This is a genomic window from Rothia mucilaginosa, assembly GCF_964210535.1.
GTDB classification, from domain to species: Bacteria; Actinomycetota; Actinomycetes; order Actinomycetales; family Micrococcaceae; genus Rothia; species Rothia mucilaginosa_F.
On sequence record NZ_CAXOMR010000031.1, the window covers coordinates 1 to 25,770 of the forward strand.

Consider the following 25,770-nt stretch of genomic DNA (forward strand, 5'->3'; position numbering starts at 1 on the left):
TGAGTTATCAGCTCTGAAACGTTGCGAGCCTTATGCCGCCTGACGCTCCGCGGTCTCCACCACGTTCACCAGCAGCTCCGCGCGGGTCATCGGGCCCACACCACCGGGGTTCGGGGAAACCCAGGACGCCTTCTCAGCCGCCTCCGGAGAGACGTCGCCGAAGAGCTTCTTCTTACCGGTCTCCGGGTCCTCAGCGCGGGAAACACCGACGTCCAGCAGGATTGCGCCGTCCTTAACCTGGTGAGCCTTCAGCACGTGCGGAACACCCACAGCGGCGACAATGACGTCAGCCTCGCGCAGCACCTCGTCCAGGTTCTCGGTACCGGTGTGCGCCAGGGTTGCGGTCGCGTTCACCTCGCGGCGGGTCAGCAGCAGACCCAGCGGGCGGCCCACGGTAATGCCGCGGCCGAGCACCACAACGTTCTTGCCGTTCCAGTCGATGCCGTGGCGCTTCACCAGCTCAATCACACCGTTGGGGGTGCAGGGCAGCGGGGAATCCAGCGGCTCAGAAACGTTCAGCACGAGCTTGCCGAGGTTGGTCGGGTGCAGGCCGTCAGCGTCCTTCTCGGGGGCGATGCGCTCCAGCACGCGGTTGGTGTCCAGGTGCTTGGGCAGGGGCAGCTGCACAATGTAGCTGGTGCACGCCGGGTCGTTGTTCAGCTTGTCAATCTCTGCGTCGAGCTCTTCCTGAGTGATGTCACCGGGCAGGTCCACGCGGATGGAGTTAATACCGATCTCTGCGCAGTCGCGGTGCTTAGCGCCCACGTACGAGCGGGATGCCGGGTCGTCACCGACCAGGACGGTACCCAGGCCGGGGGTAATACCCTTAGCCTTCAGCGCCTCGACGCGCTCCTTCAGCTCTTCCTTGATGGCTGCGGCGGTTGCGTTACCGTCTAGAATCTGGGGCATTGTTTTTCCTTCCATAGATTGCGGCGGGTTCGCCGAAACGGATGGTCTGTGTGTTGAGTTCTAGGGTGTGTGCCTAGGAGGTGCCACTCCCCCGCCGCATCCCTCAATGGACGTGGCGGGTAGAGCGGCAAAAAGTAAGAGGGCGAAATAACCCCGCCCGCTCAGCACCCACGAGGAGATGTTGAGCGAACGGGGTCATTCATGGGTCTACCAGTTCTCGCTACCCTGGTAGAGGGGGTACTTGGCGCACAGTGCCTCAACGCGGGCACGCAGCGCGGCGATGTCCGGGTTCGGCAGCAGTACGGAGGCGATAATGTCGGCAACCTCGGTGAAGCCCTCGGCGTCGAAGCCGCGGGTCGCCAGCGCGGAGGTACCGATACGCAAACCGGAGGTCACCATCGGCGGGCGCGGGTCGTTCGGCACAGCGTTACGGTTGACGGTAATGCCGGCATCGTGCAGCAGGTCCTCCGCTTCCTTACCGTTGAGGGCGTGGTTGCGCAGGTCAACGAGCACCAGGTGAACGTCGGTACCGCCGGATGCAATCGAAACGCCGGCGTCCTTCACGTCCTGCTGCAGCAGGCGCTTTGCCAGGATCTGTGCACCCTCAACGGTGCGCTTCTGACGGTCCTTAAACGCGTCAGATGCGGCAACCTTGAACGCGGTAGCCTTCGCAGCAATCACGTGCATGAGCGGACCGCCCTGCTGGCCGGGGAACACAGCGGAGTCAATCTTCTTCTTCAGTTCCTCGGTGCAGAGGATGAAGCCGGAGCGGGGGCCGCCCAGGGTCTTGTGCACGGTGGAGGAGACCACGTGTGCATGCGGGACGGGGTTCGGGTGCAGACCCGCAGCCACCAGGCCCGCGAAGTGTGCCATGTCCACCCACAGGTACGCGCCGATTTCGTCCGCAATCGCGCGGAATGCGGCGAAGTCCAGCTGGCGGGGGTACGCGGACCAGCCGGCGATAATCAGCTTGGGGCGCTCGGCCAGGGCCAGCTCGCGCACCTGATCCATGTCAACGTAGCCGTTCTCGTCCACGCTGTAGGCGACAACGTTGTACAGCTTGCCGGAGACGTTCAGCTTCATACCGTGGGTCAGGTGGCCGCCGTGTGCCAGGGACAGACCCATGATGGTGTCGCCGGGGTTCAGCAGTGCGTGCATGACGGCGTTGTTAGCCTGCGCACCGGAGTGGGGCTGAACGTTAGCGTGCTCAGCGCCGAAGAGTTCCTTCACGCGAGAAATAGCGAGGTCCTCGACGATGTCAACGAATTCGCAGCCACCGTAGTAGCGGCGGCCGGGGTAACCCTCAGCGTACTTGTTGGTCAGTACCGAGCCCTGGCTTTCGAGGACGGCACGGGGGACGAAGTTCTCGGATGCAATCATCTCGAGGGTGTTCTGCTGGCGCTTGCGCTCCAGCTCAATGGCTTCTGCAACCTCGGGGTCGAGGTCGGCGAGGGGCATCTCGAGGATCTTCTGCTCGGTCATTACGCTCCTGGGAGTGTTTTTGCGTTATCTTTGGTCGCTCATCATCGGGGTTGCCGCGGCGTGTGCCGGGCGGTCTTCGGGAGGCGGCGGGCGCCTCCAACTGAAAATCCCGAATGAAAAAATATGAGATACACCTCATAATACCGTAAAGCCCGCTTTCCTTCGAGAAGGAAAACGGGCTTTGAGATGCGTCAAGATGAAGTTTTACGGCGCCGGTACGGTACCACCGCGGGGTGCACAGCACACACCAACGGACCCATCGGCAAAGCGGCTCGGAGCCGGTGAACCCTACGCCTGACGCAGAATAGCGGAGGCATACTCCAGGTACGCCTCGCGAGCGCTCTCCTTCTTACCGCCAGCCACCAGCTGGGTCTGCACCACGTAACCGGTCAGCACCGACAGCACCGCGGCACCAATCACGGTCAGCCACTCTTCGAGCTCCTCTTCGGTGAAGTCCAGCTCAGCGGCACCCCAGGCGCGGTAGCGTTCCAGGGACTGATCGCGCAGGTAGCTCAGCTGCTCAGAAACCACGGTCGCCAGCTGCGGCATTGCCACAGCCTCACCCCAGGTGACGAGCAGGTGACGGCGAATCTTGGGGGTATCCAGCACCTTCAGGCACCCGAACACGTAGTCCCAGGGCTGTTCGGCGCGGATGCGGTCGAAGGGCGCCATGTCCATGCGGGCTGCCGCCAGGATAATCTCATCCTTGGAGGAGAAGTGGTTATAGATTGCTCCAGCAGACAGGCCGGTGGCCGCAATAATGTCGCTCATCGAAGCCTTCTGATAACCGTGCTTGATGAAGCATTCGCGGGCGGTCTCTACAATCTGAGAACGCCTGTTCTTTTTGTATTCTTCGCTGACTTTAGGCACAACCTAATCCTAGCGAACTTTTAGCCGATCCGTGCGCATCCGGGTCACCGTTGACGCGCCCTCACGCGCAAATTCGGCGCAAAATAGAGCAAAAATTCTATAAATCTGCTTGCCCACAATACGGATGCCCTGCGGGCGTCCTAAGTAGCAAGCACGAAAAAGCGGGGCACCCCGGGTTCCCCAGAAGGTTCACCCGGAATGCCCCGCTCACGGCAGGCAGCTCAGCGTAGGCTGAGCCCGCTACACATTTTTAGTGGAAGAAGTGGCGGGTACCGGTCAGGTACATGGTCACGCCGGCAGCCTTAGCCGCCTCGATAACTTCCTCATCACGAATCGAACCGCCCGGGTGCACAACGGCACGCACGCCAGCGTCCAGCAGAACCTGCAGGCCGTCAGCGAAGGGGAAGAACGCGTCGGATGCTGCAACCGCACCGCGAGCACGCTCGTTACCTTCACCGCCGAGAGTGTTCGCACGCTCAACCGAGAGCTTGCAGGAGTCCACGCGGTTCACCTGGCCCATGCCGATGCCCACAGCAGCGCCGTTATCGGCAAGCAGAATAGCGTTGGACTTGGGCGAACGCAGCGCACGCCACGCGAACTCGAGGTCGCGCAGGGTAGCCTCGTCAGCAGCCTCACCGGCAACCAGGGTCCAGTTCTTCGGGTCGTCACCCTCAGCCTGCAGGCGGTCAGCCTCCTGGAAGAGCGCACCACCGGAAATGGGGCGGTACTCGATAGCCTCGCGGGCGAAGCCCTCGGGCAGCACCAGCAGGCGCAGGTTCTTCTTCTCGCGCAGAATCTCCAGTGCCTCGGGCTCGTAGCCGGGAGCCACAACAACCTCAGTGAAGATGCCCTTGACGGTACGTGCCATTTCGGCAGTCACGGGGCGGTTAGCGGCAATCACGCCACCGTATGCGGACAGCGGGTCGCAAGCGTGCGCCTTCGCGTGAGCGTCCGCAATGGGGTCAGCCGCGCCGGGGGTTGCCACAGCAATACCGCAGGGGTTGTTGTGCTTGATAACGGCAACAGCGGGCTCGTCGAAGTCGTATGCGGCACGCAGAGCGGCGTCAGCGTCAACATAGTTGTTGTAGCTCATCGCCTTACCGTGCAGCTGCTCCGCCTGAGCAATGCCGGGGGCTGCAGCCGGGTCAACGTACAGGGCGGCACGCTGGTGCGGATTCTCGCCGTAACGCAGGGTCTCGCTGCGCTCGAAGCCCAGGCCGGCATACGGGGGCCAGAAGTTAGCGTCCTCATCCTGCAGGAACTGGGATGCGGTCCAGGTAGCCACGGCGGTATCGTATGCGGCGGTGTGGGCGAAAGCGCCGGCGGCCAGGCGGCGGCGCTCATCCAGGGAGAAACCACCGTTCTTAGCGGCCTCAACGGTGCGTGCGTAATCGGCGGGATCCACAACAATAGCGACAGCGTCGTGGTTCTTCGCAGCTGCACGAACCATGGAGGGGCCGCCAATGTCAATCTTCTCGATGATGGCGTCCTGACCGGCACCGGATGCGACGGTCTCAACGAAGGGGTACAGGTTCACGACGACCAGGTCGAAAGGCTCGACATCCAGCTCGCCGAGGGTGTCGATGTGCTCCTGCTTGCGGCGGTCAGCCAGAATACCTGCGTGGATGCGCGGGTGCAGGGTCTTCACGCGGCCTTCGAGGCACTCGGGGAAACCGGTAACTTCGGTGACCTCGGTGACGGGTACGCCTGCTGCCGCGATGGTTGCTGCGGTCGAACCGGTGGAAACCAGCGCAACGCCAGCCTCGTGCAGGCCGCGGGCGAACTCCTCCAGACCGGTCTTGTCGTAGACGGAAATGAGGGCGCGGCGCAGGGGCACGCGATCGAGCTCAATAAGAGACACAAATACTCCGATGCTTTAGACGTGCACGCCGGATCTCGGCGGCACAGCTGGTGGATGGACGTAGCCTACCCGCGAAGAAGGGCAGGATATGCGTGGGGGTATTCCCCGCCGCTGTGCACCGGATCCTCGAGGGTACGCGGGTGCCACAACGGAACGTGTATGGGCGGCGGGGTTTGAGCTCGGCTCATTCCGCCGCGAAAAATTTAGTGGGCGGAATTAGCTATCAGATGCAGCGCCGTGAGATTCAGCGAGAGACGCGATGGTCTGCACGAGCAGGCGGCGCTCCTGCACCTTAATGCGTTCGTGCAGGGTTTCTTCGGTGTCATCATCCAGAACGGGCACTGCCGCCTGGGCAAGAATGGGGCCGGTGTCAACGCCCGCATCCACAAAGTGGACGGTCAGGCCGGTAATCTTCACACCGTGCGCCAGGGCGTCACGCACGCCGTGCGCACCCGGGAAGGAGGGCAGCAGGGCGGGGTGAGTGTTAATAATGCGGTTGCTGAAACGCTCGACCAGCTGCGCGTCAACAATGCGCATGAAGCCGGCGAACACAATGTAATCGGGCTCGTAGGAGGCAATCTTTTCTTCCAGCGCACGGTTCCAGGAGGGGCGGTCGGCGTAGTCGCCGGGCTGCACCAGGAAGGTGGGTACACCTGCCGCCTGGGCACGTTCGATGCCCAGACAGGGCTTATCGGCGCCCACTGCCGCAATTTCGAGGGGAAGCTCGCCCGCCGCTACGGCGTCGAGGATGGACTGAAGATTCGTTCCGGAGCCGGATACCATAACCACAATTCGCACCCGACTAGTATAACCCATCTCACACCCTTATCCAAAGGGGTACGAGGTTCACAACGCACCCAAAACCCAAAGGTGAATACGAAGAAACCCCGGCGGGACGAATCCTCACCGGGGTTCGCTGGAGTTCATAGGGGTTTGCTGGGGCTTGCTAGGGTTTACTGGGCGCAAACTCAACAGGTCGCGAACTCAATAGGTCACAGACGAGCGGGACGGTACCCTTATAGGTATGTCTACTCCCCCGCAGAACACTCCGAACAACGCACCGAACAACACGCCGCAACAGCCCACCCCGAACAACGGCGCACCGCAGAACCAGCAGGTTCCCCCGCGAGCGCCGCAGCAGGCACCTCAAAACATGATGCCGCCGCATCGGGCGCCTCATGGCAAGAAGCCTCGCAAGCCCATCGACCCCGTCGAGCAGCAGAAGGCGAACATTCGCACCTCACTCATGCTGATTGTTGCCGCGCTGGTGATTTTTGCGGCGTCATCCTTCGTGCTCTCCACGATGCCGCTCTTCTTGGCGCTTTTCCTCTTCGCACTGGTCGGCATCACCCTGAGCATCATCGCGATCGTGCGCACCGCAATCTACCGCGGCCCCTGGTTCTTCTACATTGCCGCGGGCGTCAGCATCATCTACGGCGCAATGACCCTGCTCGGTGGCATTGGTCTTGCCTTCATGCCCGGCGCGCAGGAGTACCGCGAGTGCCGCGCCGCCGCGCTGACTCAGACCGACATGTACACCTGCGATCAGAAGTTCCAGGGCACGATGGACAAGCTCACCGGCGCGTCCAGCTCTAGTTCTTCTTCGGCGCGCTAGAGCCCTGGGGCTTCGAGGAGCTGACATCCAGCGGGGGCAGCTCCACGGTAGACGCCTCATCGGTCACCAGCGGAAGGATGCCGGTCTGGCTACGAACCTCAAAGATGCGGCTCATCGCCTGATCGGCGGAGAGGACATCCAGCTCGCGGTCCACAAAATCACGCTCTAGGCCGTTCTTCTGCTTCTTGCGTGCCGCCTTAGCCGCCTTCTTCGCCTCACGTTTCTGCGCGCGGTCGTTGGCGCGGTCCTGAGCGGAATCCTGCGGGGCGGGTTCAGCGTGGGTACCCTCTGCGGACTCGGAACCCTGCGCCGCGGCGGGCTGTTCAATACCAAAGCCGAAGTACGCCATAATGCGGCTCGCGCGACCCTTAGAACGCGGCGCCTGCTCTGCAGACTCGTCAGTGACAGATACGCGCTGAGATTCCGCAGGTTCAGCAGCCTCGTAGACGGGCTCCTGAATCAGCTCGCGAGTCTCCTCCTCGGAGGGGTCATGCGCGTACAGGGCGGGGTCGTAGGATGCGGGCTCGGCGGATGCTTCGATGCTCTCGTAGTCCTCCACCTGTGCAGAGTCAGCGTGAGCAGAGTGCAGGTAATCGACCTGCTGAACGGCCTCAATCGGCTCGTACTCCTCAGCAGAGCTCTCTTCGGCAATAGCCTCTTCGGAGGCGGGCTCTTCAGCTACCTCTTCGTGTTCTGCAACAATCTCGGCGAAAGCGTCCGCCGCCGCGCGCTGCGCCAGCTGCTCGGTCGCCTCCACGGGGACGGCAACCACCGGCTCCTGCGGATGCACGGGAACGTGACCGGTCGCCACCTCAGATACAACAGACTGCTCAGGCTCAGCAACGTTCTCGGAAGTCTGTGCGCGTGCCGCCTCCTCAGCTTCACGTTCAGCCGCCTCGCGCTCTGTTGCTTCACGCTCAGCCGCTTCACGTGCGGCGGCTTCCTCAGCCTCACGCTCCATACGCTCCGCACGCGCCTGCGCACGCTGCTCACGGTGCTGTGCAAAACGCTCGCAGCTCTGGGCAAAACGCTCACGGGTCGAGGCGGTAAAGCTCATCAGGCGCTCGCCCAGGTTCGGGCGCTCATCCGCAAAACGAGGCAGCTCACGGCTACTATCCGGCACCAGGGCACGGCTCAGCAACATACCGAAAGTCACGCCGGCACCCACCGTCAACGCGGTATGCGCCGCAAAAGTCAGCGGCTCAGCACCAACCTCCGTAAAACGACCAATGCCCAGGGAGCCGTACGAAATCCAGCCCAGCCACAGGGCACCAAACGACGTCATAATACCGGTCATCACACCCAGCACCACCGCAGAAATCAGCGCAGACAGCGGGCGGAACGGAACCTTCAGGGCAACCCACTCATCCAGGTGATCCTCACCCTCACGCAAGAACCACCAGCCAGCAATCGCACCGGCACCCAGCGGCACCAGCAGACCCACCAGACCGAACGTGCCCATCGACTCGGGCACAGCGCCCAGAATCGGAAGCATCGGCAAAGTACCGGCATCACTACTGGTCAAACCAACCGAGGTACCCGCACCAAAGGAGAAACCGGCACCGGTCGACCACGCAATCGCATAAATCACCAGGTTCGGCAAGAAACCCAGCTGCAGCAAAGTCACCGCAGTATCACCCACAGCGCCCGCGTGCAGCTCCTGGTAGGTGGCAACAATCTGCGACCAGCCCGCCAAAATACCGATGCCCAAAAGCACCGCGCCCAGACCGACCAGCGCCACAAAAGCAACCACCGCAGCACGCACCACAGCCCAGGCGTACGAACCCGCCCAACGCGAATACTGACTCATCTGCGAAATCTGCTCCGCAGTATCAACACCCACCATGCGCGAGAGCGAACGCGCCTCACGGTAGCCACCCCACATCAGACCAGCCACCACAATACCCAAAGGCACCAGGGCAGCATTCAACGCCTGAAGAGGCTGCGGATGCGGGCTCGCCCAACCGTACATCGCCGAACTAATCAGCGCATACGTCACCGAACCGGACAGCACCGGAATCAAAAACTCACCCTCATACGAGGCGCGCGCCAGGCGACGACCCGAACGGTAACAGAGCAGCAGAGGCAGAACACTCAAACCCAGCGGCACCAGCGTCATCGTGCCGGCAGAAGCACCAAAAGCAGCCGCAAGATCCAAAGGAACACCGTGAATCAGAAGCCACAGGTGCGCCGACATGGCGGCCACGGAGGAGAACTCCATGTCGCCAAAACCCTTGGTCGCCCACACGGCAGACATCGCCGCAAACACAGCAAGCGCAGAGAACAGGGCAGTAACAATTAGCTCAACAACACCCTGAAGCCACAGAGGCATGGGCATGGAATAACGCGAGATAGGTGAGGTGCTTTTCATCGTCCTTCAATCATGCCACGAATTAACGACGAAACCCGCCTCCGATTAACACTCGAAAGCGGGTTCTCACAACTATTCACACAGGTATTCATACAGACACGCACGCGAGGGCGCGTATCCGGCAAAGTTTTAATCCTCAGTCCACGGGTTGGAAGCTTCAACACCCCAGGCGCGGTACACCTGCGCCTTAGAAGAAATCAGCTCCAAATCATAGGCGCTCGCGCTCGCCGCCATCAGACCCTCCAGGGCGGCGGTAGGCAGCGGACCGGCATCATCACGACCCACAGCATGCACGCCGCGCGGCGCCTGACGGCCAGCCCACTCGAGGCTCACGCGCGCATCCACATTAATAACGTGGTCGCCAAAGCGCTCAAGAAGTTCGGTAATCCAGCGATCAGTTTCCGGGTAGGGGTACAGGCCCTTCAGCTCGCCAATACTCAGCACAGAAATGTACATGTGCCGGAACGAGCGGCGGCGCAGAAAAGCGACCACGGCGGGGTCTGGATCCGCCTTACGGATCTCCGCAAGAACGTCGGAGTCCAGGAGCATACCGGAGAAATTCATACCCCTAATGCTACGCTACGCGCAGACCGGCGTACTCAATAGCGGGGATGCCCTCGGGGTTCGGCAGAAGAAGGAAGTTCAGGAACTCGTCGCGCTTAGAAGAAATGCGGGAGTAATCGTCAATGCTGACTGCGGTGTATCCGCCTCGCGCGGGGACAGCTGCGGCACGCAGGCTTTCCTGGTAGGAGCGGGAGGGGTTCAGAGAGATTGCTGCTTCGGTTGCAGAGCCGTTGTACATATGACAACCTGCGCCGTGAGTGGCGCGATCCTTTCGCGTTGCTCTTGTCTGTACCAATTACCACCGGTTATTCCGGTGGTGAATACAAACCGCTTCGTCATCCGAGCCACCCGTGAACATGGGGTTGGCGTTCGACCATAGTCGGAGCTTATCAGTCGAAACTCTTGAAGCTGGGTTTAGCTTACAGCATTTTCTCAAGTTAAGTAAAGCGTTTTGTGAAAGAGATTTAGATTATTAGCATTTTGGCTTGTGAAAACGTTTTAAATGGCGTGAATTTTTGATACTGCGCGGAATATCTTATGTGAATACCGGTGTTTTTATGCGTTAAAAACTCCCCCCACCACAAATACGAAATACACCCCAAACCACCGCTCAATAGTCGCTCCAGCAGCCAGTCTGACAGTCAGCCCAGCAACCAGCCCAGCAACCGCCAGCAAATGACCGGCGACAAGGCGCAAGCCCGCACAATACGCGATAATGAGCTGGTGAGCGCCAACAACCCCTTCCCCGAAATTCCCGTCACCGTACCGCAGATCATTCGCCAGGCCGGGCACCGCACCTACCAGCGCGGCGTCGCCTACCAGCGCAACCGCGAAGTCATCCGCTACAGCTACGACGAAGACGAGCGAACCCTCACCGGGCTCGTCAACGGAAGCACCATCATCCCCTACGAAGTGACCGTCCGCTTCTTCCCCGCCGTCAGCGGCTCCGCAACCTTCACCGCCCGCTGCACCTGCCCCGTGCTCACCGACTGCAAGCACGCCGTAGCGCTCATGCTCACCGCGCTCGACCGCGCCTCCGTAGCGAAAAAGGCACTCAGCGAACACCCCGGACCGATCGGCGTACCCGGTACCGCAGCGAAGGACGCGGCAGATGCAATGGGATCAGTTGCAAAGGGAGCCGCAGATTCAAAGAGCGCGGACGTTGCGGAGGCGAAGAAATCCGCCGACCCGCTCGCGGCGCTGCGCGCCGCCGGTGCTCTCACCACCGCTGCGAAGCTGCCCGCACCCGATACAGAGGCTGCCGAGCCCGGGAACCCCCAGGGAAGCTTTGCACTCAATGAGCTGGGCTCTTCCCCCAACGTGCTGGACGGTGCCACCTCCAAGATTTCTGCCTGGCGACGCGACCTCTCCTCCGTTCTTTCCGCACGTCAGGACCTTGCAGGCATCGATTCGATGCGCGTGAGCGGCGCCCTGGATTTCTCGCTGAGCGTCTCCGGATCCTACGCGCGCGGCCGTAATATGCCCGGCGCAACCCCCAGCATTAACCTGCTCGCCCGACCTCTCATGGCGTCCAAAACCGGCCGCTGGATCAAGGGCGGACTCAGCTGGGAAACCTTCGCCTCCAGCGTGGGCGGACCCGTCGGACGACACGAAATCTACCCCGAACACGAACGGTTCTTCGCCGAGCTCTACTCGATTGCCCGACCCTGGCAGAACATGTACTCCTCGCACCGCGACTGGATTTCGATTAGTGCCGCGGCGTCCACTCTGCTCTGGGATGTACTCGCCCGCGCGGAGGATATTGGCCTGCCCCTGCTCGTCAACGGCCGCGAGGTGAACTACGCCGTGCTGAGCCCCGCGCAGGTGCGCCTGCACGCCACAGCCAGCGAGGATGCGCCCGGTGAAGGCGCCGGTCTGCAGCTTCAAGCCGCGCTCAGCTGGGAAGGACGCGAAGGCGAACTACTGCGCCAGCTCTGGCTGCCCGCCGCCCACTGCCATCCCATCGGCACCCCGCGCACCGGCTTCTTTGCCTTGGGCGGGCTCGCTCAGCAGGAGTACGAGCAGGCGGCGAAGGCGGTGCACTGGAAGACCGCGCGCCCCGGCGCACTGGATGAAGTGGGCCGCGAATCTTTCGTGCAGAAGGACGTACAGAAGGCGCCGGCTGAGGAAGCTGAGAATAGCGCACCGACAATCGCCCCGGCGCAGGGTGAACGGGTTCGCTACTCCCCCGCCGTGCCCAAGCTGCCCGAGGGCGTGGAGCTGGCGCTCATCCCCCTGGTCGAGCCGCTCGATGCTGCCTCCGAATCGCTCATTAGCGCCGGAACCGTGCGTATTCCCGCCGCGGAACGCGCCACGTTCCAGAAGGAGTACCTGCCCGCGCTCAGCCGCTCCATTCCCTCGCTCACCCCCGACCCGGCGTTGGCACTGCCGCGCGTGAAGCCGCCGCATCTGGTGCTTGAAATCAGCTTTGACGAGCAGGTACGCCACGACGCACAGCTGAGCTGGCACTGGGAGTACCCGCTGAGCCCCTTCGCGGAGGACAGCGCAGAGGAGGCGAACGCACAGGAGGCGAGCGCGCAGGATTCTGCGGGTGCTTCCGATGTGCAGTCCCTGCCCGTTTTCGGCTACCCCGGAGAAGAGGGCGGCGAGATTCGCGATGAGCGTTTTGAGGCACGCGTACTGCGTTCGGTACGTGCCATTCTTGCCGCCCATCCGGCGCTTTCCGGGTTGGAGGAGCGCCACATCGAAGGTTGGGAAACCCGCGAGCTGCTCAGCGCGATTCTGCCCAAGCTTCGCCGTGTTTCCGCTGTTCAGGTGCGTTTTAACGGCACCCCGCCACAGTTCGTGGAGGCAACTGACGCGCTCATTGAAATCACCGTGAGCGAGGGCAATTCTCGCGACTGGTTCGGCCTGGGCATTGCGGTGAAGGTCAATAATTGGACCGTGCCGTTCGCACAGATTTTTGAGGCGCTCGACCGCGGGGCGGACCGTATTCTGCTCGGTAACGGCACCTATTTCTCGCTGCGTCGACCCGAGTTTAAGACCCTGCGCACCCTCATCGCGGAGGCTCGCGAACTCGACGATGCGGGCGGTGAGCTGCGCATTAACCGTCACCAGGCGGGGCTGTTCTCTGAGCTGGAGTCGCTGGCGGCGAGCGTGCATACGACCGCGCGGTGGGATGCTCAGGTGCGTTCACTGCTGGAGCTGGTTGAGGGCCTGGATGATGCCGAAGAGAGCGCCAAAGAGAACTCCGAAAAGGGTGCCGAAAAAGCATCTGACAAGGATATTCAGGATTCCCCCGCACTCCAGAAGACCTCTCGCAAGAAGACTTCCCGCCAGATTATTCCGAGCTGCCCGGTACCCACCGGCCTGCAGGCGACCCTACGCCCCTACCAGGTGGAGGGTTTCCAGTGGCTGTCCTTCCTGTACGAGCAGCGTCTGGGCGGTATTCTCGCCGACGATATGGGTCTGGGTAAGACCGTGCAGGCTCTCGCACTGCTCGCCCACGCGATTGAGGAGCACCGTGCCGCCTCCGAACGTACCACCGAGCGCGGTGAGAGCATCGAGCCGTTCGCACCTTTCCTCGTGGTTGCCCCGACCTCCGTCATCACCAACTGGGCGGCGGAGGCGGAACGCTTCCTGCCCGAGGCGAAGGTCGTGACCATCACCGAAACCACCGCCGGTAAGACCCCACTTGCCGAGCGGGTTGCCGGGGCGCACCTGGTGCTGACCAGCTACACGCTGCTGCGCATGGACGAGGACGCATACACCGGCTACGCCCGCACGCTGGGCCGCGCCGTTGACGAATTCACGGGCGAACTCTCCGCCCCCGAAGGCTGGGGGGCGCTCCTGCTGGACGAGGCGCAATTCGTCAAAAACACCGGCACCCGCGCCTGGTCCATCGCCCGTGCAATGCCCGCCCGCACCAAGATCGCGATGACCGGCACGCCCATTGAGAACAACCTCATGGAGCTGTGGGCGCTGCTGGCAATTGTGGCGGACGGTCTGTTCCCCTCCGCCCGTGCGTTCCGTGACCTGTACGCTCGCCCGGCGGAGTCCGGTGAGGACCCGGCGCACGCCGCGGCAACGGCTGCTCGTCTGCGCCGGCGCATCCGCCCGATTATGTTGCGCCGTACCAAGGAGCTGGTGGCGGCGGAGCTTCCGGCGAAGAACGATACGCGCGTGAACCTACCGCTGGCTCCCGGTCACCGCCGCATCTATGACACTCACTTGCAGCGTGAACGCCAGAAGGTGCTGGGTCTGCTGGAGGATATGGATAAGAACCGGTTCACGATCTTCCAGTCGCTGACTCTGCTACGCCGCCTGGCGCTTGATGCCGCGCTGATTGATCCGGACGCCTACGCCGGGGTGTCGTCGGTCAAGCGCGACTACCTGGTTCAGCAGCTACCCGACCTGCTCGAGAAGGGCCACCGTGTGCTGGTGTTCAGCCAGTTCACCGGCTATCTCAAGAGCATTTCGGCGCGCCTGGCGGAGGAGGGCATCGGCCACCTGTACCTGGACGGTTCGACCCGCAACCGCGCCGAGGTCATCGAGGCGTTCACGAGCGGTCAGGAGCCGGTGTTCCTCATTTCGCTCAAGGCTGGCGGTTTCGGTCTGAACCTGACCGAAGCGGATCACGTGTTCATTATGGATCCGTGGTGGAACCCCGCCGCCGAGCAGCAGGCGGTGGACCGTATTCACCGCATCGGCCAGGACAAGGAGGTGCACGTCTACCGCCTGGTCGCCGAGGGCACCATCGAGGAGAAGGTCATGCAGCTCAAGGAGTCGAAGGCCGCGCTCTTCGATGCGGTGGTTGGTGAGGGTGAGTTCGCCTCCGCGGCGGTGACGGCTGAGGATGTGCGCGAGCTCTTTGCGCCGGCTGTCGAGCGGTAGCCCGCCGGCGTAGAACGGTAGCCGTCCGGGCTGAGCGGTATTTCTAGCACCCGTCATTTTTTGTCATCTGGTTACGCCTCAGGCTAGATTCACGCCCGATTCTGGCCCGGCTCTTCTCAACGGGGGCTCTGGGGCGTAGCCTTGTAGAACTATCCAAAGCAACTCTTCGGGAGGCACCGCCTCCCCCACTCTAAGGAGCATCATGAGCTACAACGTACCGAACGTAAAGTTCAACGACGGCCGATCCATTCCGCAGCTGGGCTACGGCGTGTGGCAGGTTGAGGACGAGGTCGCGGAGAAGGTTGTGGGCACCGCCCTGAAGATCGGCTACCGCCACATCGACACCGCCGCTATTTACGGCAACGAGGCGGGCGTAGGCCGCGCTATCGCTAACTCCGGCGTGGCTCGTGAGGACATCTTCCTCACCACCAAGCTGTGGAACTCCGACCAGGGCTACGAGAGCGCGTTCGAGGCATTCGAGGCTTCCCTGGAGAAGCTGGGCACCGACTACGTTGACCTGTACCTGATTCACTGGGCTAAGCCGCAGCAGGGCCTGTACCTGGATTCCTGGCGTGCGCTGATTGAGCTGCAGAAGCAGGGTAAGGTTCGTTCGATTGGTGTTTCGAACTTCCCCGAGGAGCAGCTGCGCGAGATTATCGAGGAGACCGGCGTGGTTCCGGTTATCCACCAGATTGAGCTGCACCCCTATTTCTCGCAGGAGGCACTGCGCGCCGTTCACGCCGAGTACGGCATCGCGACCCAGGCGTGGAGCCCGCTGGGTAACGGTAGTGACCTGCTGCAGAACCCCGTGCTGGCTGAGATTGCGGAGCGCCACGGCGTAACCCCCGCGCAGGTTGTGCTGGCGTGGCACCTGGCTAAGGGCACCGTGGCTATCCCGAAGTCTGTGACCCCCTCCCGCATTGAGGAGAACCTGGCGTCGGTGAACGTGAAGCTGACCGCCGAGGACATCGCGGCTGTGGATGCGCTTTCCACCCCCGAGGGTCGTATTGGCGCTGACCCGGCGAACATCGACTTCTAAGGTGCAGCTCGGGCGTAGAGCTCGAATCGAACCTACATAAAGCCCCGACAGGCACGGATAGTGCTTGTCGGGGCTTTTGCGTGCTCTTGCGGGAGCTAAGGTTTTAGAGAATGATCATTCGCGGATTGCCCAACAGGTCAGTGAACGCTCGTGCTCTCCCCCGCTAGTTCTCGTCCTCTACCAGCAGGGAAAGGGAGATGCGGCGGCGCGCCGGGTCGACCTCCACGACGCGCACCTGCACGATGTCGCCGCTGCGCACAATATCGTGCGGGTTCGCCACGTAGCCGCGGCTCATCTGCGAGATGTGCACGAGGCCGTCCTGGTGCACGCCAATATCCACGAACGCGCCGAATGCCGCCACGTTCGAGACGGTGCCCTCGAGCACCATGCCGGGACGTACGTCCTCGAAGTGCGAGACGGACTCGGAGAAGCGGGCGGTGCGGAAGCTACCGCGCGGATCCAGGCCGGGGCGGCGCAACTCAGCGAAGATGTCCTCGACCGTGTACACGCCGGCGGTGGCTTCGTCTGCGCTCGCCTGAGTATCGCTATCCTGCACGTAGTCGGCGGGGTTCAGCCCGGCGAGCGGGTCGGTCCCATCCGAGGTAGCCAGGGCGCCGGCAACCCAGTGGGCGCCGTTGCGTGCCTGCGCGTCGGCAATAATGCGGCGCGCGAGCGGGTACGCTTCAGGGTGCACGGCGGAGGCGTCCAGCGGCTCCTCACCGCCGCGGATGCGAATAAATCCTGCCGCCTGGCGGAAGGTTTTCGCGCCCAGTCGCGGCACGTTCAGCAGCTGCTGACGGTTCGCGAAGGCGCCGTGTTCGGTGCGGTAGGCGACGATGCGTTCGGCGGTTGCGGTGCCCACTCCCGCCACGTGCGCGAGCAGCTGCACGGAGGCGCTGTTGAGGTTCACGCCCACGGCGTTCACGCAGTCTTCGACGGTGTCGTTGAGGGCACGGCGCAGGGCGGCGGGCGGCACGTCGTGCTGGTACTGACCCACGCCGATGGACTGCGGGTCGATTTTGACGAGCTCGGCGAGCGGGTCCTGCAGGCGGCGGGCAATGGAGACGGCGCCGCGTACGGTCACGTCGTAGTCGGGCAGCTCGGCGGCGGCGAGGGCGGAGGCGGAGTAGACGGAGGCGCCCGCCTCCGAGACGGTCACCTTCTGGGGTGCTTCTGCGCCTTCCTCGCGCAGGGTGCGGATCAGTTCGCTGGCGAGCTTGTCGGTTTCGCGGCTTGCGGTGCCGTTGCCAATGGCGATGAGTTCCACGCTGTGCTCGCGGCAGGCGGCGGCGAGCTCGCGTAGTGCTTCTGCCCACTGGTTGCGCGGGGCGTGCGGGTAGACGGTACCCACGCGCAGCGGCTCACCGGTGCCGTCGACTACGGCGTATTTCACGCCGTGGCGCAGGCCCGGGTCCAGGCCGAGGGTGGTCTTGTGTCCGGCGGGTGCGGCGAGCAGAATATCGCGCAGGTTGGAGGCGAACACCTCGGTTGCGTGCTGCGCGGCGGCGTCGAGTAGCTGGTGGCGGATGCGTTCGGCGAGGCGCGGGCGCAGGTGGCTACGCCATGCGGTGCGTACGGTGGCGGCGAGCCAGCCGAGTACGCGGTCTTCGTCGTCGACGGTGTTGAGCACCTGCACGGGGATGCGCAGCGCGGCGGCAACTTCACGCTCGTATGCCGAACGCACGTTCTCGTAGTTTTCGGCGGCGGCCTCTGCCTCGGCGCGGGCGGCACCGCGCAGGCGGCTGAGCGCCACGGGGGCGGGTGCCACATCCACCTTGAGGCGCACTACGCCGGCGTCCTTGGCGCGATGCAGCGCCAGAACGCGGTGCGGCGGAATCGAACGAATACGGTCCGAGAAGGCGAAATAGTCGGAGAACTTCGCACCAATGCTTTCCTGACCGGCAATCACGCGGGACTCAATCACGCCTCCCTCACGCAGGCGCTTGAGGAGCTTTTCGCTCAGCACCGGGTCGGTGAGGGCGCGGTCAATCAGGATTGCGCGGGCGCCGTCGAGGGCTTCTTCAGCGCTGTGAATCTGCAGGGCTTCTTCCGCCTCAGCAGCTTCAATGCCCTCTTCCTCGCCGTCGTCTTCGGTGCCGTCGGTAATGTACGCGGCGGCAATAGCGTGCGCGTCGGCGAGGGGCACCTCCAGCAGGTCTTCGACGAGGGAATCAAGCCCTGCGGCGCGTGCCATCTGGGCGCGGGTCACGCGTTCGCTGCGGTAGGGGGCGTAGATGGCGTTCACGTCTGCGATGGTGGCGGCGTTCATGAGCGAGGAACGCAGCTGCAGCAGGGTGAGCGGGTCGATGAGGCCCTCGTCGGCGCGTTCGGTGAGCGCTTCGAGCACGCGGTTACGGCGCTCTTCGAGGGCGCGGAGCTGACCCAGACGCGACTGGATGGTGCGCAGCTGGGTGTCGGTGAGCGCGCCCGTCGCTTCTTTGCGGTAGCGGGCGATGAAGGGCACGGAGTTATCGGCGTCGAGCAGCGCCACGGCGGCGCGGATGCGGTGCGGGGCGATGCCGGTTTCTACCGCGAGCGCGTTGATGAGGTGCTCGGCGGGCTGCTCAGTTTTGCCGCCGGTTTCGTGTTTTTCGCGGCCTGCGGCGCTGCCGGGCGCGGGATCTGTAGCTCGATCCGCGCGCGGGCGGATGCTGCTCGGGAGGGGGTGTTCGCTCATCCTTCCAGTTTCGCATATTTCGGCACGCTTCTGGGGCGAAGCGGCAACTGGGCTGGGTGAGTCAGCGCGAGGCTTATTTGACACACCGTTTTAGGCACTATGCTGGGCAATATTTTCGGCAGAGCGGGCATCATCCCCATGCCACTTTTCGGTGCAGAATATGACTTTTTGTGCATATTTTGCCCTGTGGGGGCGCTAAACAATGTCATCTTTACGCAAGAAGGCGTGTTAAGGGTGCACATATTTGAATAGTGCTAAGTTTCAGCGATAAATTTAGATAAAAGAGCATATTTTTTGAAAAAATATCTCTCAAACGTGCAGATAAGGACGTGGCTTCACATCACTCAAACACCCTTATCTGCGTGCACACATTCAGGGTTCGGCGGCACGGTACGACGAGGTGCCGCCACCTCCTACGCATGAAAGAGGGACCCAAATGCGCGAACATGCCGCGCTATCAAACGCCCCGGAGGGCTACTTAGATTTTCACGACGAGTACGCGGAGCTCATTGCAGAACTCGCCGCGCTGGGGTTCACCCCTACCCAGGTTCTGCGCCGCATCAATTTTCTGTATCCGCGCATCAACAAGAAGCATCTGAATTATGCGCTGAACTCCGGCATCTGGCAGTTTGGCCCGGTCACGGCAGAGGCCCCGAGCTACACGGTGCTCGCCTGCGGCCTCTGGTACGTTTTCGCGGAAGCCTACGATCTGCCGCCGGAACCCGAGTATGCGGCTCTGGTTCTTGATTGCGACATTATCCACGACCTGCCGCCCGCCCTTGAGGCGCGCCACTTTGGCAGCGAAGATATCGCCACCATCCTGGCGAAGATTGGCGCAACGCTCAAGTACCTTGCCGCGCACCCCTACTCCCAGCTGGAGGAAGAGGCGTACGCGCAGACCGTTGAAGACATCAGGCAGCGCGGCGTTGCCGAGATTGGCACCGAGGGCGGTAGCCTGTACACCCTGCTTGCCTCCAGCATGGAGGGCGAATCGGCGTGGCCGGCACCGGCTCAGACCGTCAACGATTACCTCGGTGACGGCGACTGGTCCTTGGGCATGCTCCGCACCGGTATCTACCCGGCGGAGGCGCTCGAAAACGAGTGGTATATTGACGCCGCCGCGGTACCCGAGGATTTTGCACCGAAGACCCTGAGCCTCTTTTTGAGCTATTGTGCCCGCTACGATCGCGAACCGACGGCACTGAACTACGGCTACTGGTCTACCATTCCCACGCTCATTGAGCAGGTGCCGCCCCTGGGGGCGGTACGCGCCAAGTTCGGCTCCTGGCAGGCGACCCTGCATCGCGGACGCGCGCAGATTGCCCGCGAGTTGCGCCTGTGGACGAGGAACGAAGCGAACGCGGCTGCCGCTGAAGCAAGTGTCGTTGAGGAGCTTGAGCTCCTCAACGCTGAGCTGACTAACGCCGAGCTCACCGAAGCAGAACTAGCAGAGCTGGATACCCCCGACAATTCCCCCGCGGACAACTCCCCCGCAGACGCTCCCGCAGAGTCGGCAGAACTTACAGAGCCCGCAGAGCCCGCGCGTCTGAGCGCCCGCGAACTCACCGAGCAGGGCATCGGCGTGGTGCAGACCGCCCACACCGATCTGGCGGCGTACCACCGCACCCAGTGGGAGCAGACGGTGGAAGTCTTCGGCGAACGCCTCGCGCAGCTTGCCTGGAACCGCCGTCTGAGCACCTACTACTTCTTCGACGGAGCCTGCCTGGAAGACGCTGACCCGACCCCCGTGGTGACGGTTTTCCGCTCCCCCACCGGTTTCCTCTGCGAGCTTGAACCCACCGTCGAGGCGCTACCCGCCTTCGACCCTGAGTTCCTGCAGGAGCACGGCTGGAGGCACCCGGTACCGGTGCATGCGCTGTGGAACCTGCACGCGCTCGACCCGCTGGAGGCAGCTGCCGCCGTCATTGAGGCGATGCGTTCCGGTTGCGGTTGTGAACGCTGGGATTTCTACCGCACCGATGATGACGAGGACCCGCTTGCCGAAGAGGCTGAGGCTGCATCCGTCTAAGCGCTCTCCCGCGAGTCTCTCGGGTTCATCTCTAGAGATAGCGAAAGCCCGCGTCCCCCACTCCCGACGAGGAGCAGGTGACGCGGGCTTTACGCGTACGCTGATAGCCGGTACTGGCAACCAGTATGGCTTAGCGTGGGTGTTTAGCGTGCCGAGAAAATCTCGGACGCCTCCACAATTGCAATCTGCGCGGTGCGGGTCGAGATTGCTTCGTGGCGGCGGGCATCAGCGCGGCGCTTGAAGACCCAGCCGATACCCAGAATCACGAACCAGACGGGCATCGCGAGCAGACCCATGAGGGTTTCCTCGTTCATGGTCAGCACACCAATGGTAAAAGCGAAGAACGCCAGCGCCAGCCACGCGGAGAAACGGCCGCCGGGCAGACGGAACTTCGACTTCTTGTGGCGCGAGGGGAACTTCTTGCGGTACATCAGGTAGCTGACCATAATCATGGCCCATGCGAAAATCACGAGCACCGCAGCCACGGTGGTGACCAGGTTGAACGCACGAGAGATCGAGTCACCCGCGTAGAGCAGCACAATCGAGGACAGCAGCATCACGGCGGAAAGGAACAACGCGTTACGCGGCACACCGTTCTTGGAAATCTTGCCCAGGAACTGCGGTGCACTGCGCTCGCGTGCCAGGCCGAATGCCATACGCGAGGTGGAGAAGATACCGGAGTTCGCCGAGGAGGTTGCGCTGGTAATCACCACGAAGTTGATGATGTGCGCGGCGATGCCCAGGCCCGCCAGAGTGAACATGGCGACGAAGGGGCTCTTATCGGGGCTGACCAGGCGCCAGGGGGTGACCATCAGGATGACAGCGAGCGCGCCCACGTAGAAGACCATAATACGTACCGGTACAGCGTTAATTGCCTTGGGCAGGGTCTTTTCGGGGTCCTGGGTTTCTGCTGCGGTGGTACCGACGAGCTCTGAGCCCATGAACGCGAAGACGGCAATCTGGAACGCGCCGAGGAAGCCAATGAAGTGGTTGGGGAACATTCCGCCGTCATTCCAGAGGTTTGCGACGGATGCCTGCGCGCCACTGGGCGAGGTGAAGCCGACGGCGATCATGCCGCCGCCAACGATAATCAGGGCGACGATGGCGACGATCTTAATCATGGAGAACCAGAATTCGATTTCGCCGAAGTTCTTCACGGAGACCAGGTTCAGGGTCAGCAGAACGCCGATGACGGCGAGCGCCGGGATCCATGGTTGCAGGTCGGGCCACCACATGTGCAGGTAGCCGACGATTGCGATGATATCCGCGACGGCTGTGACCACCCACATGAACCAGTAGGACCAGCCGAGGAAGAAGCCCGCCATGGGGCCGACAAGGTCGGTGGTGAAGTCAGAGAAGGACTTGTACCTCAGGTTGGAGAGCAGAATCTCGCCCATAGCTCGCAGTACCAGGAAGATGACGGCGCCGATGAGCATGTACACGAAAATAACTGAGGGACCCGCCATGGAGATGGCGCGGCCGGAGCCCATGAACAGGCCGGTGCCGATGGCTCCGCCGATGGCGATGAGCTGGATGTGGCGGTTGCTCAGACCGCGGTGCAGTCGCTCTCCCTGTTCGGGAGCTTTAGGATTCAGGCTGACGTTGTTCTGTTCAGTCACGACGTCCTCTTTTCAGCGGTTGTACCCCGTACCGCATGTGCCGTTACTGGAATAAGAATCGCTAGATCGCAGCAGGCACGGTCACTGTATGAATATGCGGCCATTAGCTTGCGGGGCGTCCCCGGATTTCGGGGCGAGGCTGGGTCTCTATCAAATACCGCGCGGCATTCGGAAGTGTCACGCTATCGATTGACGCGGAGTTTTTCTGAGAGCTCTCACAGCTACTTGGATAGTTATTCTACAGGTGTTAAGTGCAAGAAAACAGGATTTACAGCAAAAATGTGACCTGTTTCTATTATTTACGTCATATCAAGCGACGTAAAAAATGCCGTCCGGAACGTAAACAGGCAGGCACGAGGGCACGCGTAAGCCCCGCCTCCGCATCCTAAAAGAATGCAGAAACGGGGCTTACACACAGCACTACCGGAGCGCCACAGAAAGAACAGAAACTACTTCTGACCATCCTCTTCAGCAGTGTTTTCAGAAGCCACCGCACGCGCACGCTTGGCAGTGTGACGGCGAGTCAGAATCTCGTAGCCAATAGCCAGGGCAATGAACCAAACGGGGGTCAGAGCCAGACCGACAGCGGTATCCGGGTACAGGCTCAGGGCGTAGACCATCACAGCGAAGAAGACCAGACCAAACCAGCTCATGCCAATACCCCAGGGCATCTTATACTCGGACGCTTCGTGGCGCTCCGGGAACTTCTTGCGGTACACCAGGTACGCAATCAGGATCATACTCCAGGTGAAGATACCCATCATCGACGCCACCGAGGTCACCACGGTGAACGCCTCCATAATGCCGTTACCCGCATAGAGCATGACCAGGCTAAACAGCAGCATCACGGTGGTCAGGTACAGGGCGTTGGCGGGCACACCGTTCTTGGTGAGCTTGCCCAGCGCGGAGGGTGCGGCACCGTCGTGCGCCAGGCCGTACACCATGCGGGAGGTCGAGAAAATACCGGAGTTCGCCGAGGACGCCGCGGAGGTCAGCACCACAAAGTTCACCAGGGAGGCGGCAATACCAATGCCAGCCAGGGAGAACATGCCCACGAAGGGGCTCATGGACTTATCCAGCTTGTCCCAGGGGGTGACGGCGAGGATGGTCAGCAGCGGCATAGCATAGAAGAGGCCAATGCGGAAGGGCACCGCGTTAATTGCCTTGGGCAGGGTGCGTTCGGGGTGCTCGGTTTCCGCAACGGCGGCACCGACCAGCTCAGCGCCCACGAAAGCGAAAAGCGCAATCTGGAAGGCGCCCAGGAAGCCGGTCAGACCCTGAGTGAAGATGCCGCTACCGGAGGGGCCGGGGTGCTCCCAGAGGTTCGTCACGGAGGCGACAGTACCGTCGGGCGAGGTGAAGCTGAAGGCAACCATGAGCGCACCCACCACAATGAGCAGCACAATGGCGACGATTTTAATGACAGCGAACCAGAATTCGATTTCGCCGAAGTTCTTCACCGAGGGCAGGTTCAGCAGCAGCAGAGCCACGATAACGGTCAGCGCCGGAATGAACTTGGGCACGTCAGGTAGCCAGTATTGCACGTAGCCGGTGATTGCGATGACGTCCGCAATACCGGTGACAACCCAGAAGAACCAGTACGACCAGCCGACGAAGAACCCGGCGCGCAGGCCGAGGATGTCGGTGATGAAGTCGGTGAAGGACTTGTATTTGGGGTTGGAGAGCAGAATCTCGCCCATGGCGCGCAGAACAAAGTAGATGACACTACCGATAATGGCGTAGACAAAGACGATGGAGGGGCCGGTCAGGGCGATGGTCTTTGCTGAGCCGAGGAAAAGGCCGGTGCCGATGGCGCCGCCAATAGCGATCAGCTGAATGTGTCGGTAGCTTAGTCCGCGCTGAAGCTTGGAGTGCTCAGCTTCGGAGTCTAGGCCGGTGACGGAGTTGTGCTGCATTGGCTGCTGTGTCACGTATTTCTCTTTCCTGCGTCGATTCGCCCTAAATTTCACTCGGGGGCGAGTCCGGGTGGTTGGTATTCGTGCATAATCCTGAACGGCGCGCCAGGAGGCGGTTCCCGCGTTTCCCGAGCCGGCGCGGTGCGCTTGGGCTTGTGGGCTCCGATTTCGCGGGGCTTCCGATTTCATGCATCGCCGATAAAAGGTTATGCAGAGAATGCATAATTTCAAATTTTACCCCCTCATACCCACACAAGTACAAGGAATACAACATCACCAGATTTTTGAGACGGGGCGATTGAGACAGGGCGAGCTTGTGGCGCACCTCAGTCTCCACCCGAAACACGCCCCGCGCCGCCTTTAGATTGCGCCCCTTCTCTGCACGCTTCTCCCAGGTTTTCAAAAATATTTAGAAACTTTACAAGTAAAACTTTACAAGGCGAGGAAGTGGGTCTAGAGTAGAAACCGTTCAAACGAAAACCTAACCGACCAACCACAGAACAGAAGGACACAACAATGAGCAAGTTCTCCAACGCAGCACTCCGCCTCACCGCCGGCGCACTCATCCTCGACGCAGGCGTCAAGAAGCTCAAGGCAGACGAAGGCACCTACGCCTTCCTGCAGCAGATGGCGGCAACCGGCGTTCCCGCAGTCTCCAAGCTGGACGCAGCAACCTTCGGTAAGCTCATCTCCGGCGCAGAAACCGCACTCGGCGCAACCCTGTTGGCCCCCTTCATCCCCGCACGCCTGGCGGGCGCAGGCCTGACCGCATTCGCGGCAAACCTGATGACCATGTACTTCCGCAACCCGGACATGCACGACGAGTACTTCCGCCCCACCCAGGACGGCCAGCAGCTCGCAAACAACATCGTGATGCTCGGTGCAGGTCTAGCATTGCTGGGCTCCAAGAAGTAAGCCCCACACGCTAACTCACTCAAACAACCTCACGAAAGTGCGGCGGGAACTATATCCGTTCCCGCCGCACTTTTGTATGCGCGTTGAATTTCCGTGTTTCTCAGACCGGCATACGCCCGGCTAGCTCAGCGTCACGCTAGCCCCGCACGCCCGAAACCGCACTGTACAGCGGCGCTACGCTATTCTTTTAGGTATGTCTACTGAGAACACGCAGCCTAGCCAGGCACCCGAATCCACCGAAGAAAAGGCCAAGAAGCCGGTTCCCGAGGAATTCTTCCGCCAGCCCTACTCCTTCGTCCGCCGCGGCGACCGCCTCACCGCGCGCCGCCAGAAGGCGTGGGACACCTACTCCCCCACCCACGTGCTGGACATTCCGCGCCTGCGCACCGACACCTCCGTAGCGCCCGAGGCGACCTTCGACCCGGTCACGATTTACGGCCGTGAGGCGTACCAGGTCGTCGAGATCGGTTCCGGTCTGGGCGAGGCAATCGTGCACCGCGCGGCTGAGGTGCCCGAGGCGAACTTCCTCGCCGTTGAGGTGTACACCCCCGGCATTGCTGATCTGCTGCTGAAGATGGGCAACGCCGGCGTAGAGAACGTGCGTGTGGCTCAGGCGAACGCACCCGAGCTGCTCGACAACATGCTTGAGGAGAACTCCGTGGACGAGCTGTGGGTGTTCTTCCCGGATCCCTGGCATAAGTCCCGCCACCACAAGCGCCGCCTGGTGTCCCCGGCGTTCGCTGATAAGGTTGCGCGCGTGCTCAAGCCCGGCGGCATTTGGCGTCTGGCGACTGACTGGGAGGAGTACGCCCTGGTCATGCGTGAGGTTCTGGAGGCGCACCCCGACTTTGAGAACGTGAACCCCGGCGCCGGTGCGACCGAGGAGGATCCACTGGGTGGTTGGGCTCCGCGTTGGGAGGGTCGTACCCTCACCAGCTTTGAGCGTAAGGCTCAGGAGGCGGGCCGCCGCGCGCACGATCTGACCTACCGCCGCAAGTAAGCGAGGCAGCGCCGGCATCAGGTGGCGCAGCTTAGCGCGGGTTAGCGCG

General features: G+C 62.1%; 17 protein-coding genes and 1 riboswitch. Of the genes, 6 read left to right on the forward strand and 11 right to left on the reverse strand.

The annotated features are described in order from the left end of the window. Nucleotides 1-30: 30 nt before the first annotated feature. The 5 genes from AB8C10_RS08630 to purN form a co-directional block, all read right to left on the reverse strand. Nucleotides 31-909 (reverse strand): bifunctional methylenetetrahydrofolate dehydrogenase/methenyltetrahydrofolate cyclohydrolase, encoded by an 879-nt coding sequence (locus tag AB8C10_RS08630; RefSeq protein ID WP_070832940.1) that lies wholly within the window; start codon nt 907-909, stop codon nt 31-33. 207 nt (nt 910-1,116) lie between these two features. Then, entirely contained in the window at nt 1,117-2,391 is a 1,275-nt protein-coding gene (gene glyA / locus AB8C10_RS08635; RefSeq protein ID WP_368867491.1) for a serine hydroxymethyltransferase, read from the reverse strand. 288 nt (nt 2,392-2,679) lie between these two features. After that, entirely contained in the window at nt 2,680-3,261 is a 582-nt protein-coding gene (locus tag AB8C10_RS08640; protein WP_005506809.1) for a TetR/AcrR family transcriptional regulator, read from the reverse strand. A gap of 250 nt (nt 3,262-3,511) precedes the next feature. Continuing rightward, nucleotides 3,512-5,122 carry a bifunctional phosphoribosylaminoimidazolecarboxamide formyltransferase/IMP cyclohydrolase gene (gene purH, locus AB8C10_RS08645; protein WP_049354976.1) on the reverse strand — a complete coding sequence of 537 codons (1,611 nt, stop codon included), beginning with the start codon at nt 5,120-5,122 and terminating at the stop codon, nt 3,512-3,514. 216 nt (nt 5,123-5,338) lie between these two features. Continuing rightward, on the reverse strand, nt 5,339-5,905 hold the full coding sequence (purN, locus tag AB8C10_RS08650; RefSeq protein ID WP_297606589.1) for a phosphoribosylglycinamide formyltransferase: 567 nt from the start codon (nt 5,903-5,905) through the stop codon (nt 5,339-5,341). Nucleotides 5,906-6,146: 241 nt separating this feature from the next. Here purN and AB8C10_RS08655 point away from each other — a divergent pair, with 241 nt between their 5' ends. Then, nucleotides 6,147-6,737, forward strand: a complete 591-nt coding sequence (locus AB8C10_RS08655; protein ID WP_368867492.1) for a 4-hydroxyphenylpyruvate dioxygenase — start codon at nt 6,147-6,149, stop codon at nt 6,735-6,737. On the opposite strand, the gene AB8C10_RS08660 is transcribed toward AB8C10_RS08655, so the two are convergent. The 3 genes from AB8C10_RS08660 to AB8C10_RS08670 form a co-directional block, all read right to left on the reverse strand. Beyond that, nucleotides 6,715-9,069, reverse strand: coding sequence for a cell division protein PerM (locus AB8C10_RS08660; RefSeq protein ID WP_368867493.1), 2,355 nt, complete (start codon nt 9,067-9,069; stop codon nt 6,715-6,717). The two genes, AB8C10_RS08655 and AB8C10_RS08660, sit on opposite strands and share 23 nt — an antisense overlap. A gap of 168 nt (nt 9,070-9,237) precedes the next feature. Then, nucleotides 9,238-9,672, reverse strand: a complete 435-nt coding sequence (locus tag AB8C10_RS08665) for a plasmid stabilization protein (RefSeq protein WP_049337480.1) — start codon at nt 9,670-9,672, stop codon at nt 9,238-9,240. 10 nt (nt 9,673-9,682) lie between these two features. Further along, the gene (locus AB8C10_RS08670; protein ID WP_005506796.1) at nt 9,683-9,910 is read right to left on the reverse strand and encodes a hypothetical protein; all 228 of its coding nucleotides are present in this window, start codon (nt 9,908-9,910) and stop codon (nt 9,683-9,685) included. 35 nt (nt 9,911-9,945) lie between these two features. Further along, nucleotides 9,946-10,080: riboswitch (SAM riboswitch) on the reverse strand. A 267-nt stretch (nt 10,081-10,347) separates the two neighbouring features. Between AB8C10_RS08670 and AB8C10_RS08675 the strand changes: the two genes are divergently transcribed. Together AB8C10_RS08675 and AB8C10_RS08680 are read left to right on the forward strand one after the other, a co-directional pair. Next, nucleotides 10,348-14,526 carry a DEAD/DEAH box helicase gene (locus AB8C10_RS08675; protein WP_368867494.1) on the forward strand — a complete coding sequence of 1,393 codons (4,179 nt, stop codon included), beginning with the start codon at nt 10,348-10,350 and terminating at the stop codon, nt 14,524-14,526. 202 nt (nt 14,527-14,728) lie between these two features. Next, a complete protein-coding gene (locus AB8C10_RS08680; RefSeq protein ID WP_049341481.1) occupies nt 14,729-15,565 on the forward strand; it encodes an aldo/keto reductase in 837 nt (278 codons plus the stop codon). Between the two features lie 163 nt (nt 15,566-15,728). On the opposite strand, the gene AB8C10_RS08685 is transcribed toward AB8C10_RS08680, so the two are convergent. Beyond that, on the reverse strand, nt 15,729-18,242 hold the full coding sequence (locus AB8C10_RS08685) for a helix-hairpin-helix domain-containing protein (RefSeq protein ID WP_368867495.1): 2,514 nt from the start codon (nt 18,240-18,242) through the stop codon (nt 15,729-15,731). A 436-nt stretch (nt 18,243-18,678) separates the two neighbouring features. Between AB8C10_RS08685 and AB8C10_RS08690 the strand changes: the two genes are divergently transcribed. After that, complete coding sequence (locus AB8C10_RS08690) at nt 18,679-20,271, forward strand: dehydrogenase (RefSeq protein WP_368867496.1); 1,593 nt, start codon at nt 18,679-18,681, stop codon at nt 20,269-20,271. A 143-nt stretch (nt 20,272-20,414) separates the two neighbouring features. On the opposite strand, the gene AB8C10_RS08695 is transcribed toward AB8C10_RS08690, so the two are convergent. After that, nucleotides 20,415-21,890 (reverse strand): amino acid permease, encoded by a 1,476-nt coding sequence (locus tag AB8C10_RS08695; protein WP_294625539.1) that lies wholly within the window; start codon nt 21,888-21,890, stop codon nt 20,415-20,417. A 449-nt stretch (nt 21,891-22,339) separates the two neighbouring features. After that, complete coding sequence (locus AB8C10_RS08700; protein ID WP_368867499.1) at nt 22,340-23,806, reverse strand: amino acid permease; 1,467 nt, start codon at nt 23,804-23,806, stop codon at nt 22,340-22,342. A 516-nt stretch (nt 23,807-24,322) separates the two neighbouring features. Between AB8C10_RS08700 and AB8C10_RS08705 the strand changes: the two genes are divergently transcribed. Both AB8C10_RS08705 and trmB read left to right on the forward strand, forming a co-directional pair. Then, nucleotides 24,323-24,721: a hypothetical protein gene (locus AB8C10_RS08705; protein WP_368867497.1), complete on the forward strand. Its 399-nt coding sequence runs from the start codon at nt 24,323-24,325 to the stop codon at nt 24,719-24,721. A gap of 193 nt (nt 24,722-24,914) precedes the next feature. Further along, nucleotides 24,915-25,721 (forward strand): tRNA (guanosine(46)-N7)-methyltransferase TrmB, encoded by an 807-nt coding sequence (gene trmB / locus AB8C10_RS08710; RefSeq protein WP_368867498.1) that lies wholly within the window; start codon nt 24,915-24,917, stop codon nt 25,719-25,721. Nucleotides 25,722-25,770 lie beyond the last annotated feature (49 nt).